Source organism: Myroides guanonis (assembly GCF_900114085.1).
Taxonomy (GTDB): Bacteria; Bacteroidota; Bacteroidia; order Flavobacteriales; family Flavobacteriaceae; genus Flavobacterium; species Flavobacterium guanonis.
The window spans coordinates 82,796-96,702 of sequence record NZ_FORU01000003.1 but is presented as its reverse complement, the minus strand read 5'-3'; the positions used below and the strand labels follow the sequence as shown (position 1 = coordinate 96,702).

Sequence of the window (13,907 nt, the reverse complement as noted above, 5' to 3'; positions counted from 1 at the left end):
TCGTTGTTAAAAGTTCTCTTTTTTCTGAGGGTAAATCATATGTTCTGGTGACAAGATAGTGTCTAATTGTTCTTTAGTTAGAATATTGCGTTCTAAGATTAGGTCATACACGGATCGATTCTTTTCTAAAGCTTCTTTAGCGATTGTTGTACTGTTTTCATAACCGATATAAGGATTCAAAGCAGTGACTATACCAATGCTATTGAGAACAAGTTCTTTTGAGTGTGCTTCGTTAACTGTTATTCCATCAATACAATGTATGCGTAAGCCGTCTAATGCATTACCTAATATCGTTACAGATTCCAAAATGCTGTAAAGTATGATTGGTTCCATTACATTTAATTGTAGTTGACCAGCTTCGGATGCTAGAGTAACTGCTAAATCATTTCCTATTACTTTAAAGCAAACTTGATTTACAGATTCTGGCATTACTGGGTTCACTTTTCCAGGCATAATAGAGGAACCTGGTTGAACACCTGGTAAATTGATTTCATTAAGTCCACATCTAGGTCCTGATGACAACATTCGAAGATCATTCATGAGTCTTGATAATTTTGTTGCCAGTCTTTTAACTGCTGAAGAGTAGCTTACAAAACCAGATGTGTCTGGGGTTGACTCAATAAAGTTCTTAGCTTGTTTTATTGGTAAACCGGTAATTTGAGCCATTTTTTTGGTACATAATTCTGCATATCCAGGTATAGCATTTATTCCTGTTCCAATTGCTGTTGCTCCCATACTAACTTCTAAACAACTTGTTGCTATGGCTTTTAAATTAGCTATTTCAATATCTAAAGTGTCTGCATAGGCATCAAACATTTGACCAAAGGACATAGGTACGGCGTCTTGAAGATGGGTTCTTCCCATTTTTAATACATCGCGGTAAGTGTTTGCTTTTGCTCTGAACGAATTCGAAAGAGATTTTAATTGGTCTACTAGTTTCTCATTGGAGAAATAGATTGCTAAAACTATCGCCGCAGGATATGCGTCATTGGTAGATTGAGAGCAGTTTAATACATCGTGTGGAGAACAATACTGGTAAGCTCCTTTAGGATGCCCCATTTTTTCCAATGCAATATTTGCAATTACTTCATTGGCATTCATATTGGTTGATGTTCCTGCACCTCCTTGAATCATATCAACTGGAAATTGATTGTCATAGGTTCCAGTTAATACTTCTTTACATGCTTCTACTACAGCCGCAACTACTTCTTTGGAGATTAATTCTAGTTCACCATTTGCCTCTACAGCTGCCCATTTTACATAGGCTAGCCCTTTTATGATAGTTGGATAGTTGTATAGTTTTACACCAGAAATATTAAAGTTATTAATACCTCTTTGTGTTTGAATGCCATAATAGGCTTCTGCTGGAATATTTAACTCTCCGATTAAATCGCTTTCTATTCTATACATGTCTTATACTTTTATCAAGATAGTAATCTTTGTTATCAATTTTCCTTCGATGAATTATAATAAAATATCTATTCATCTAATTATTGCAATGCAATTAAGGTTCTTCTATTACAAAGTTACAGTTTCTCAAAATGGAGCAGTGTTGTGTTCTGCTATAATTTTTTGTTAATTCAATGTAGGTATTTTAAGAAATACTTTGAAAAAAGTTCTGGAATGGAATTTCTCTTTGTGAATAAAGTATAATTTATGGTTTAGATTCTAACATTATTTGTCTGAGATCTCCTGTTCATATATGATGTGACTAAGAGTGTGTTTTTTAGTAATTCTGAAATAACCTAAAGCTGGCTTATCTGGATTTGTGGTATTTAGTACATTTCCCTTTATTTTTCCGACTGGTACTTGGAAAGGTCCTCCGCCATTGTTGATAGATTCTATTATCATTCTCAAATAGTGAAAATTGGTCTTGGAAATTTTATAATGATTAAAACGTATGGTGTCATTTACTTTTGAGTCTTCGTCTAAATAAATGCTTTTTAAAGTATTGCCTTTAGTGAGATCATTGTTTTGTATGTGTATTTGAGATTTTGTGTCATTTCTTTTGCGTTCTACCAAATAGTAGTTCAATGATTTATCATTGTTTGAGTCGTCTATAGAATCTTTAAAGTTTAGTGTTACTTCATAGTATTCTTCACCAAATAATGCTTTTTTATTTTGGGTAATAGAAAAGGGGGTAGAATTATTAGGAATATAAGTTTCTATGGCTTTATAAGACTCTCCATTGTATTCAATGTGTAGAGTTAGCTTGTCAAATGGTTGTATTAAAGGTATATCTTTACCTTTATAGATTCCTGTTTCTCCCTCTTCTTCAAAATTGATTATCCCAAATTGTTCATGTTCAATATACACTTTAGCATTAGTAGCTGGATGTATTAGTGCATCGTAAAATGATCCACTCTTTGTGAGTTTAAATTCAAAGTCTTGAGGTTGGTCTGAATCAGAGTCGTAATCTAAGTTAGCTTCAACGACTAGTCTGGGTTCTTTAGAGGGTAAGTCTAAGTCAATGACTTCTTCACATGAAACCAGTGTTAGTATAGATAAGCTAAGGATATATTTGAAAATATTTTTCATGATTTAAAATTTAAAGTTGTAAGAAACACTAGGAATGATTCCGAAGATCGAAAGCTTTACTGCTTCGTTTTGACCTATTATATCACTTTCTCTAAAGCTGATAGAAGCCGCATTTTTTCTATTGTAAATGTTGTAAATACTAAATACCCATTCTCCTTTCCATTTCCTTTCTTGTGCTTTGGTAGGTATATATGTGGCTGAAATATCTAAATGATGAAAAAATGGTAGACTGTATTGATTTCTGTCTCCAAAAAATGGTACCCTGTCTTCAAGGTATTCAAATTGTCCTTCTGGATAAGATACTGGTCTTCCTGATTGTAATGCAAACCCAGCTCCAAAGCTCCATTTTTTATTTAATTCATAGTTAGCCACTATTGAAAGGTCGTGTGTTTTGTCGTAGGGTGTTCTATACCAATTACCATTGTTAATGCCTGATTCAAATTCGTTTCTACCAGGTGTTCTTTGTTCTGATTTCGAGAGTGTATAGGCAATCCAACCATTGAACTTACCAGTGTTTTTTCTTAAAAGAAGTTCTAATCCATAGGCTCTAGATTCCCCTGTTAAAAGAACTGTTTCTAAAGCGTCGTTAGCTATAAGGTCTGCACCATCTATATAGTCTACCGTGTTTTTTCCTTTCTTATAATAACTTTCAGCTTCTAATGTATAAGCACCTTCTTTAAAGTTTTTAAAATAACCAACCGCCCATTGGTTTACTTTTTCAGGTTTTAAATATGGTCCACTAGGTGTCCATATGTCTAAAGGGGTAGGGGCAGCAGTATTTGAAATAAGGTGTAAATATTGGGTCATTTGAGTGAAACTAGCCTTGATAGATTGCTCATTATCTATTGCGTAAGAGGCAGAAATCCTAGGCTCCCAATCGTTGAATGTTGTTATAGACTTTCCTTTTTTATAGATTGTTTCTCCAATTGATGTACCAGGGGTGTAAATTCCTAATTCACTATTGTAATCGACAGCTTGGTTATTTTGATATGTTTGAATTTTTTCAGGACCATAACGATAAAAGGATGAATAGCGAATACCATAGTTAAAGGTTAGTTTAGGTGTTAGTTGCTGTTCAGCTTCAATGTAAATACCATTTTCTAAGGCTTTTTTACCTTGTAGTTTTTTATAGTTAATAAAGGAATCGTCACCAATAGGTTCCAATTCTCCTGGATTAAAAGTATGCTGTATGCTACTAACTCCATATTTTAGAGCAAAACGCTCATTGATATAGTGTGATATGTCGTATTTTAAGTTAATGCTTTTGATGTCTGACTTCCAATTGAATTTTACAAAATCTAACATTAATTCATAGAAGTAATTGGTGTAAGATAGCGTTGCTTTAGCAGTAATGTTGTCGTTAAATTCTCTATCCCAGTTAAGGTTAAAAGCGGTATTTCCAAACTGATTGTTTAAGGCATCTTTAAAATTGAAAACGTCACGACCAAAATAACCTGAGAAACCCAATTCATTTTTGTTATCAATAGTGTAAGAAAGCTTTGTGTTTAAATCATAAAAATATGCTGCATTATCGTTGTTTGATAATTTTAAAAATAGGTGAGCGTAAGATGCTCTTCCTGCTAATAGGAAAGATACTTTGTCTTTAACAATAGGTCCTTCTAGGCTTAGTCTTGAAGAAATAAGACCTATCCCTCCAGTTGCCTTAAAGGTAGTCTTATCTCCATTTCTTTGATTTACTTCTAAAACTGAAGAGGCTCTACTTCCATATCTTGAGGGAATTCCTCCTTTGTAAAGCTTGATGTCTTTGATAACATCTGCGTTAAAAACAGAAAAGAAACCAAATAGATGAGAAGAGCTAAATATAGATATGTCATCTAATAAGACTAAATTTTGTCCTGCCGAACCTCCTCTGACATTAAATCCAGAGGCTCCTTCTCCTGCATTGGTAACACCTGGTAGTTGAAGTATGGATTTTAAAACATCGACTTCTCCCATTACAGCGGGCATTTTTTTGATTTCTTGAGCGGATAATTTATTTACGCTCATTTCAGGTTTTTTAATATCGAGTTTTTTACTGTTTTGAACGATAACAAGTTCATTTAGTAATTCCGTTTGGCTTTCTAGGTAGTTTTTCTGCTGTATGTCACTAGTAACAGTGATTGAGTTAGACTGAGATTTATAGCCTATATATTCGAATTGAAGTGTGTATTTACCTTTTGGTATTTGTTGAAAACTATATTTACCATCAACATCTGTATTGGTGGCTTTGTCTAGTTCGCTAATGTATATAGTGGCTCCTATTAAAGGTTGAGAGTTCTTTTTGTCAAGTAATTGACCTGTGATTTTAAAAACCTCTTGAGCATAGTTTGTTGATGACAGGAGGAGAATAGGTAATATAAATAGTCCCCGAATTACTTTTGATATTTTATTTTTCATTATGGTTTTTGATACCTGTTTAGAATGATGTATTAAGTCTGATATTAATTGGGATTAATATTATGAATAATCCACCGGACTGTGAAATATATTGCTTGTTTTTTTAAGTATAGAACGAAATGAAATGTTAATTAGTATAAAAAAAGGCTGTTTCAGATTTAATGAAACAGCCTTTCGAATATAATATGCTAATTTAGATTACACTAGTGTATCTAAAATAGTGTTTAAAGTTGCACTTGGACGCATTGCTTTTGATGTTAAGTTAGCGTCTGGTTGATAATAACCCTTAATGTCTTGTGCTTTTCCTTGAGCACCAATTAATTCTGCGTTAATTTGATTTTCTTCTTTTATCATAGAAGCTGCAACTGGAGTAAAAATAGCTTTTAATTCAGCATCTTTATTTTGTGAAGCTAGTGCTTCAGCCCAATACATCGCTAGATAAAAATGAGAACCACGATTGTCTATAGAACCAATTTTACGCGCTGGTGATTTATCGTTGTCTAAGAATTTAGCAGTAGCTTCATCTAGAGTTTCTGATAAAATAAGTGCTTTAGCATTATCTTGAGTTTGGCTTAAATGTTCAAATGAGGCACCTAAAGCTAAGAATTCTCCTAGTGAGTCCCAACGTAAATAACCTTCTTCAATAAATTGCTCAATATGTTTTGGAGCAGATCCTCCAGCACCAGTTTCAAATAAACCTCCACCATTCATTAAAGGAACAATTGAAAGCATTTTTGCTGAAGTTCCTAATTCTAAGATTGGGAATAAGTCAGTTAAATAGTCACGTAATACGTTTCCTGTTACTGAAATTGTATCTTCACCTTTTCTAATGCGTTCTAAAGTAAACGTTGTTGCTTCGATTGGGTCAAGAATACGGATATCCAATCCTGTTAAATCGTAATCTTTAAGATACATATTAACTTTCTTAATCATTTCTCTGTCATGCGCTCTGTTTTTGTCTAACCAGAATACAGCAGGAGTTTCTGATAACTTAGCACGTGTTACAGCTAATTTAACCCAATCTTGAATTGGTGCATCTTTTGCTTGGCACATTCTAAAGATATCTCCTGTTTGTACTTTTTGATCAAATAGAACAGTTCCTTCTGAATCAGTTACAATAATAGAACCGTCAGCTTCTGCTTGGAAAGTTTTATCATGAGAACCATATTCTTCTGCTTTTTGGGCCATTAACCCAACGTTTGGTACAGAACCCATTGTAGTAGGATCAAAAGCACCATGTATTTTACAGTCTTCTATAGTTGCAGTATAAACACCAGCATAACAACGGTCTGGTATGATAGCAAAAGTATCTTGTGGTTTACCTTCCTTATTCCACATTTGTCCTGATGTACGAATCATTGCTGGCATTGAAGCATCAACGATAACATCAGAAGGTACGTGTAAGTTTGTAATTCCTTTATCTGAATTTACCATAGCAATTGCTGGACCATTTTCCATAGCAGTTGCTAGTGCATTTTTAATTTCTTCTTCTTGACTGTGTCCTGATATCTTAGCGTATAAATCACCTAAACCATTGTTCGGGCTAATTCCTAATTCTTGGAAAACAGTTGCGTATTTCTCAAAAACGTCTTTAAAGTATACTTCTACTATTGCTCCAAAAATGATAGGGTCAGAAACCTTCATCATGGTTGCTTTTAAGTGAGCTGATAATAATACTCCTGCTGCTTTAGCTTCTTCTTTAACTTGCGAAACAAAAGCTTTTAAAGCATTTAAATTTAATACAGATGAGTCTACAACTTCTCCTGCTAATAGAGGAGCAAAGTTTTTAAGAAGCTTTACTTCTCCATTTGTATTTTTGAATTCAATTTTGAATTGAGTGTCTTTTCCAATAGTTAAAGATTGTTCTGTTGCGTAGAAATCACCTTCAGACATTGAAACAACTTTTGTTTTTGAGTCTTTACTCCATGCTCCCATTGAGTGTGGGTGTTTTTTAGCGTAATTTTTAACCGCTTTAGGTGCTCTACGGTCTGAGTTTCCTTCACGTAGAACTGGATTTACAGCAGAACCTAATACTTTTGCATAAGCTGCTTTTATCTCTTTTTCTTCTTCCGTTTTTGGATCAGCTGGGTAATTTGGAACAGCATAACCATGAGCTTGAAGTTCTTTTATAGCTTCGTTTAATTGTGGTAAAGAAGCAGAGATGTTTGGTAGTTTTATAATGTTTGCTTCTGGTGTTTTTGCTAAATCACCTAACTCAGTAAGAGCATCTCCAATTTTTTGTTCTTCTTTAAGAAACTGTGGGAAGTTAGCTAATATACGTGCTGCTAATGAAATGTTTCTTGTTTCAACTTCAATAGCCGCAGTTTTAGCAAACGCTTGCACAATTGGTAAAAAGGAATATGTTGCTAACATTGGAGCTTCGTCCGTAAGCGTGTAAATGATTTTAGAATTTTTTGTCATTTCGTTGTAGATTTTAAATAAAAACAATCGTTATTCTTGTGTATTGATAAGACTTAAAAGAATAATAGAGCAAATATAGTAAATATAATGCAGTAGAATTGTCTTAAGCTTGCTTCTGTTGCATAATTGTCAAAATGATAGAATGCCTTTGAAATATTGTTATAATGTTATTTTAACCCTCAATTTTTTATCAATTCAACGTAAAAAAAAACAGGTCCCCAATTAAGAAAACCTGTAGATTTATTATTTCATGTTCAAAAGCTTTTTCCACCATGGACGTTTGTCTTTTTCCATGTGTACTCCATAGCCATATCCGTATCCATAACCATATCCATATCCTTTTGTAGTGTCTGTGTCATTTAAAACAATAGACATATTAGGGAGTTTTCCTTGCGTGTATAGGTCATTAGGTAATTTAAGCATTCTCTTATCTAGGAAGTTCGCACGAGCTACATAAATAAAGGTATGTGCATGTTTAGCTATTAACAGAGTATCTGTCACTAAACTAACTGGTGCAGTATCCACGATGATGTAATCATACTCCTTCTTCAATCTGTTAAACAAATCGTCAACTTTCGTACCCATTAGTAATTCTGCCGGATTAGGAGGGATGGTTCCTGCTTGTAGCACATAGAAGTTTGAATAACCGTCAATCTTCTGAATGAATGGATCTATAGAAGCTTCTTTTCCTACTAAATAATCTGAAACTCCTCGACTTGGTAATTGTAAATAATCATCCAAACGCGGATTTCTTAAATCCATTCCTATCAATAATGTTCTTTTGTTTGAAAGTGCTATTGTACCAGCGATGTTTACTGATGTAAATGTCTTACCTTCTTTAGGGAACGTAGATGTTAAGAATATTGTTTTAGCTTCACCTTCTGGCGAATTGTTTAACATGAATTCTAGATTCGTTCTTATAATACGAACTGCTTCAGCAGAACTTGATCGACTGCTTATATCTATGATGCGATCATGTGAATCGGAATGTGGGATATCTCCCAAAAATGGAATATTGGTATTATTCTCAATGTCAAAACGATTCTTAATCTTAGTGTCTAATAGGTTTTTAAGATAGATGATAGCAAAAGGAATTAATCCACCTAATATCAAAGCGGCTAATAAAATGATGCTCTTCTTTGGAGAAACAGGAATTTCTCCTGCTCTTGCTTCGTCTACTACTTTTGCGTTTTGATCAGTAGCTGCTAATGCAATAGCTGTCTCTTCTCTCTTCTGAAATAGGTATAAATAGATAGCTTCTTTTACTTTTTGCTGTCTATCTATTATTCTAAATTCACGCTCTTGCCTTGGGACTTGTGCTAATTTTGATTGTAATTCTTTTTCTTTAGACTCTAATTCTCTTTGGGTAATCTCTAGAGAGCTTTTTAAGCGTGTTAAACTCTCTCTCACTGAATTCTTCATAGACGCTATTTGATCGTCTAATTTAATGACAGCAGGGTTGTTTTCTGTTGAGCTTGCTCTAATTCTATTTCGATCTAAAATCAGTGTATTAAACTGCGTAATTAAACTTGATGAACTAGCATCTGATGAAATTATATTCCCTGGTAATAGCTCATTTGGTTTGCTGTTTTTTAAGAATTCAATCATAGAAATGATAACCTTTAACTCAGTCTCATTTTCGATAATACTCTTTTCATATACGCTTGCATTTTGAAGGTATAGTCCAACCTCCGTAGAAATGTCAGTTAATTTATGTAGGTTTTTATATCCTTCAACTGTTTTTTCTACATCTCCTAATTCCTCTGTTATAAGTGCTAGACGTTTTTCAATAAATTCCGAGGTTTTTTCTGAAACAAATCGTTTGTCTGCAACTGCTTCTTCATTATAAACTGAAATTAAATTGTTCAGGTAGTCTACACCTTTTTTAGGGGTTGGGTCTATTAACGAAAGATCGATAACACTTGAAAACTTATCTGTTGGTGTTACCTGTAGATTTTTCTGAAAATAGGTTACGACCTGATTTACTGGGAAGATTTCGATTATTAAATCTTGACTCTTGTCTGTTTCCTCACTATCTTCAATTTCTGGAGCAATTGTAGGTCTTTGTTTTAATTCGTTTTTAGTTACGATTAATGTACCTAAAAGTGTAGGTATTGAATCTCCATACGCAAACGTTCCAAGTGATTCATCTTTCGAAACTAGTTCAAAAGAAGTATCAGATATGTTTTTTGCATTGAAAGTATAACGAATATTGTCAAAGTCGAATACGCGCTCAACAAAGTTAAAACGTATTGGACTTTCATCATATAATTCACTTTTTTTAACTCGACCTTCATTTATGTAGGCAATGTTAAGTTGTAAACGTCTAACGATTTTTTCAGATATGGTTCTGGATTTTAGTACTTGTGTCTCATTTTCAACATTACTTTTTCCTCCAGAGAACATTCCTAAATCTGAAAAGGCAGCCATTTCGGAAGCTAAACCCCCTCCACGACGTTCATCTTTTACAATTATAGTAGTATTGATTTGATATGTTTTTTCTGCATATCTTAAATAGATGAAAGCTAAAGTAACTATTAATACTATACTGACGAAGAACCATCTCCAATGTATTATGTATTTTTCTAATTCCTCTCGAATGTTGATGTTCGAGTTGTCATTTTGATCAAATTGCTTTTCCATAGAAATTATTTGCGAATCGTTAGAGCTAAAATGGTTACTAACAGAGATAATGCAGAAATACCTACACTAATATTTGGTCCTACTGCGGATGAATTGATTCTCGTTTTGTTTGGCTCTACATATACAATATCATTTTGATTTAAGAAGTAATATGGGGAGTTAAGAAAATCAGCTTTAGTCATATCAACTCGGTTGTATGTTCTTTGTCCATTATTTTCTCTAATAATCAATATGTTCTCTCTTTTTCCGTAAATAGTCATATCACCCGAAAGCGCAAGAGCTTCTGGTAACGTTAGTCTCTCGCTGTTTACTGTATGAACTCCTGGTCTAACTACTTCACCTTGTACAGTGATTTTGAAGTTCATTATGCGTAAGTTTATAATAGGGTTGTTTAAATATCTTTGAACCTTACCTTTTATTAACGAAATAGCTTCACTTCTTGTAAGTCCACCTAAGTTGAGTGTACCTATTATTGGAAATTCAATATTACCCTTAGCGTCTATTAAATACAATTGTTGTTGAACTTGGCCACCTCTTTCAGGGCTATTAGGGTTAGTCGTCATTGAGTTTACTAAATTGAATGGGGCTGCAGATTCAACATCTTCAGCAGATACAATTATCATCAACAAGTCATCTGGCTGCAATTTTGTTTCAAAATTGATTAGCTTTTCATTGTTGTTTAAAACTTCATCTATGTTCTGGTAATATACATTGGTCTTTTTTGGTGCACATGAGCTTAAAACAACAATAGCAATTAAACATAGACTTAAATAGGTGGTTATTCTTCTTCTCATTTTATTTCAAATATAAAATTTGTTTAAAGTTTAGTAAGTTATTACTAGTTTGTTTATTGGATTGCAAAAGTGTTGATTTTGCATAAAAAGCTTGTTGTACCATTTGTTTTTGATTTGAAAGGCACTATTATGAAATTTAGTAAAGGAAGAAGGTGCTAATTTAAACAAGAGATTTACTAAAACTATTGTGTTAATGATATGAACCATAAATAGAGTGTTGTAGTAAAAGTCGAAGATAACCAACAAGCAAATGGTGAAAAGAGCCAAATAACCAACAGGTACTATTGAATAACTCAATAGAGGTATAGCTTTTCCTAAAAAAGAAAAAGGTGTTAAAACTAAATCTAAAGTTTTTTTTAAAAAAATGAAATTCAATGCTACTATTACTTTAGTTCATTTATACTATTTGTTTTTTGGCTTGTTGTTGTTTTATTTTTTTATATTCTAATGAACTTGGCTAGAGTTCAGTTGGCAAATCTAATTTTTTTAAAACTAAAAAGAAAGTTTTAAAGATTAAAACTCTAACTTCTTTTTACGGAGTTCGAAGTTTTGTCCTAGGTATACTTTTCTAACCATTTCATCTTCTGCGAGTTCTTCAGGTATACCTGCCTTAAGGATTCCTCCCTCAAACATGAGGTATGTTTTGTCTGTAATAGCTAAGGTTTCTTGAACATTGTGATCGGTGATAAGAATACCGATGTTTTTGTTTTTCAGTCTTGCTACTATTCTTTGAATGTCTTCTACTGCTACAGGGTCTACTCCAGCAAATGGTTCGTCTAATAATATGAACTTAGGGTCAGTGGCTAAAGCCCTTGCTATTTCTGTTCTTCTTCTTTCTCCTCCTGATAATAAGTCTCCACGGTTAGTGCGTATGTGTTCTAAACTGAATTCTTCAATAAGAGATTCCATTTTGGCGATCTGCTCTTTTTTGGAAAGTTTGGTTAATTGTAATACACTTAAAATATTGTCTTCAATACTCAGTTTTCGAAACACAGATGCTTCTTGTGCTAAATAGCCTATGCCGTGTTGTGCACGTCTATACATAGGGAAATCGGTTATATCAGTGTTGTCGAGATATATAGATCCACCGTTTGGTTTTACTAATCCAACAATCATGTAAAAAGATGTGGTTTTTCCTGCTCCATTAGGGCCAAGCAAACCTACAATTTCTCCTTGATTTACTTCTACTGAAATGCCTTTAACTACTTTTCTGCCTTTGTAGGTTTTTATAAGATTGTCGGCTCTAAGTTTCATAAACGTTGGGTTAAGATTTAACGATGGTTTTTGGTTTTTTTCTTTGTACGAATTTAGATATATAAATACTTAGTTCGTAAAGAATTAATAGGGGAATTGATACTATAATCTGACTAATGATGTCTGGTGGGGTTATTATAGCAGCGACTATTAGAATCAGTACAATTGCGTATTTTCTATATTCTCTTAAAAATTGAGGTGATACTAAATCCATAACAGAAAGAAAATAAATGATTATCGGTAACTCGAATACCAAGCCACAAGCTAAAGATGTAGTTTTGACTAAGCTGATATATGAATTGATGTCTATCTGATTCTTGACTATTTCACTAACTTGAAGATTGGCTAAGAAATTGATTGATAAAGGGGTGATTACATAGTAACCGAAAATTACTCCTAGGAAGAACAACAAAGAAGATATTGCAATGAATAGTTTAGCGTTCTTTTTTTCTTTAGAGTAAAGGGCAGGACTTATAAACTTCCAAAGTTCCCAGAGTAAAAATGGAAACGATATTATGAAACCTGCGGTGATAGAAGTCCAAATCATTACAGAAAACTGACCTTCCATAGTTCTGTTTTGAATCTCAAAGGGTAGTTCTTTATTACAGAAACTATCTTCGAAATTAAAAGTTTTTGATATTTCGCAAAAGAATTGGTAGGTGACAAAATTGCTGTCTTTTGGACCGAAAATAATAGTATTAAAAATGAAATCACTAAAAATAAAAGCAACAATAGCTCCTAGAAGAATGAATATACTTGATCGAATTAAAAGCCATCTTAGTTCTTCTAGATGGTCTAAAAACGACATTTGTTTTTCTGTGTTTTTTTGTTTTGCCATTATATAATTCCTTCTTTTAAAATATCATGTAGGTGAATTACTCCTACATACTCTTTGTTATTGGTGACTAATAATTGTGTGATAGAGTTGTCTTCAAGTATGGATAGTGCTTCGGATACTTTTTCGTTGGCATCTATTGATTTTGGACTTGTGCTCATTATATCCTTTGCGACTATGTCTGTTAAGCTATCTCTGTCTTGTAGCATTCTACGGATGTCTCCGTCTGTTATTATTCCTATTAATCGGTTGTTTTCAACTACCGCAGTTACTCCTAGTCTTTTTTTAGATATTTCTAGTATAACGTCTTTTATACTTGAAGTTGGAGAAACCATTGGCTTCTTTTCTTGATCTAAAATATCTTTTACCAAAAGTAGTAATTTTTTACCCAATGCTCCTCCAGGGTGATATATTGCGAAATCTTCAGTTCTGAAGTTTCTTAACTGCATTAAACATACAGCAAGTGCATCACCAATTACTAATTGGGCTGTTGTACTATTCATAGGGGCTAAATTGTTTGGACACGCTTCTCTATCAACTTTTGATGATAAAACAAAATCAGATCCTTTTGCTAGTGTCGAATCAGAATTTGCTGTGATGCTTATGAGTGTGTTCCCGAAACGCTTTAACAATGGTGTAAGGACTTTTATCTCTGGACTATTACCGCTATTCGAAATGCAGATTACGCAGTCATTTGGTTGTAGTAATCCCAGATCTCCATGAACAGCTTCTGATGCGTGCATGAAAAGTGATGGAGTTCCTGTTGAATTGAATGTCGCTACTATTTTCGTGCCAATTAGTGCGCTTTTACCAATACCTGTTACAACAACACGTCCTTTGCAATTTAGAATTGCATAAACCGCTTTCTCAAAATCTTCATTTAAGTATTGAACTAAGTCCGCAATGCTCTTGCTTTCAGAAAGTAAGGTTTCGGTAGCTGATTTTAGAATGTCTATAGAATTGTTCAAAGTCAAGTAGTGTTAAATGTTGTGTTGGTTGAAAACTTTTTTCTTACCTTTAGGGTC

General features: G+C 33.5%; 9 protein-coding genes. All 9 read right to left on the bottom strand.

The genetic code is table 11. The features are described 5' to 3' along the window. Positions 1 to 6: 6 nt before the first annotated feature. The gene (locus tag BM024_RS03915; RefSeq protein WP_090678154.1) at positions 7 to 1,410 is read right to left on the bottom strand and encodes an aspartate ammonia-lyase; all 1,404 of its coding nucleotides are present in this window, start codon (positions 1,408 to 1,410) and stop codon (positions 7 to 9) included. Positions 1,411 to 1,674: 264 nt separating this feature from the next. Next, positions 1,675 to 2,538, bottom strand: a complete 864-nt coding sequence (locus BM024_RS03910) for a DUF4249 family protein (RefSeq protein ID WP_090678153.1) — start codon at positions 2,536 to 2,538, stop codon at positions 1,675 to 1,677. Between the two features lie 3 nt (positions 2,539 to 2,541). Continuing rightward, positions 2,542 to 4,935 carry a TonB-dependent receptor gene (locus tag BM024_RS03905; protein WP_090678152.1) on the bottom strand — a complete coding sequence of 798 codons (2,394 nt, stop codon included), beginning with the start codon at positions 4,933 to 4,935 and terminating at the stop codon, positions 2,542 to 2,544. A gap of 198 nt (positions 4,936 to 5,133) precedes the next feature. Continuing rightward, positions 5,134 to 7,356, bottom strand: coding sequence for an NADP-dependent isocitrate dehydrogenase (locus BM024_RS03900; protein WP_090678151.1), 2,223 nt, complete (start codon positions 7,354 to 7,356; stop codon positions 5,134 to 5,136). A 243-nt stretch (positions 7,357 to 7,599) separates the two neighbouring features. Next, positions 7,600 to 9,999, bottom strand: coding sequence for a GumC family protein (locus BM024_RS03895; protein ID WP_090678150.1), 2,400 nt, complete (start codon positions 9,997 to 9,999; stop codon positions 7,600 to 7,602). 5 nt (positions 10,000 to 10,004) lie between these two features. Next, positions 10,005 to 10,793 carry a polysaccharide biosynthesis/export family protein gene (locus BM024_RS03890; protein ID WP_090678149.1) on the bottom strand — a complete coding sequence of 263 codons (789 nt, stop codon included), beginning with the start codon at positions 10,791 to 10,793 and terminating at the stop codon, positions 10,005 to 10,007. Between the two features lie 513 nt (positions 10,794 to 11,306). Continuing rightward, entirely contained in the window at positions 11,307 to 12,047 is a 741-nt protein-coding gene (lptB, locus tag BM024_RS03885) for an LPS export ABC transporter ATP-binding protein (RefSeq protein ID WP_090678148.1), read from the bottom strand. A gap of 10 nt (positions 12,048 to 12,057) precedes the next feature. Next, positions 12,058 to 12,885, bottom strand: a complete 828-nt coding sequence (gene tatC, locus BM024_RS03880; protein ID WP_090678147.1) for a twin-arginine translocase subunit TatC — start codon at positions 12,883 to 12,885, stop codon at positions 12,058 to 12,060. Beyond that, positions 12,885 to 13,850, bottom strand: coding sequence for a KpsF/GutQ family sugar-phosphate isomerase (locus BM024_RS03875; RefSeq protein ID WP_090678291.1), 966 nt, complete (start codon positions 13,848 to 13,850; stop codon positions 12,885 to 12,887). Before BM024_RS03875 ends, tatC begins: the two co-directional genes overlap by 1 nt. Between the last annotated feature and the right edge of the window lie 57 nt (positions 13,851 to 13,907).

Bases quoted from the DNA above. Each gene is read 5' to 3' on its own strand.
- BM024_RS03915 (WP_090678154.1), bottom strand. From the start codon at position 1,410: ATGTATAGAATAGAAAGCGATTTAATCGGAGAGTTAAATATTCCAGCA.
- BM024_RS03910 (WP_090678153.1), bottom strand. From the start codon at position 2,538: ATGAAAAATATTTTCAAATATATCCTTAGCTTATCTATACTAACACTG.
- BM024_RS03905 (WP_090678152.1), bottom strand. From the start codon at position 4,935: ATGAAAAATAAAATATCAAAAGTAATTCGGGGACTATTTATATTACCT.
- BM024_RS03900 (WP_090678151.1), bottom strand. From the start codon at position 7,356: ATGACAAAAAATTCTAAAATCATTTACACGCTTACGGACGAAGCTCCA.
- BM024_RS03895 (WP_090678150.1), bottom strand. From the start codon at position 9,999: ATGGAAAAGCAATTTGATCAAAATGACAACTCGAACATCAACATTCGA.
- BM024_RS03890 (WP_090678149.1), bottom strand. From the start codon at position 10,793: ATGAGAAGAAGAATAACCACCTATTTAAGTCTATGTTTAATTGCTATT.
- lptB (WP_090678148.1), bottom strand. From the start codon at position 12,047: ATGAAACTTAGAGCCGACAATCTTATAAAAACCTACAAAGGCAGAAAA.
- tatC (WP_090678147.1), bottom strand. From the start codon at position 12,885: ATGGCAAAACAAAAAAACACAGAAAAACAAATGTCGTTTTTAGACCAT.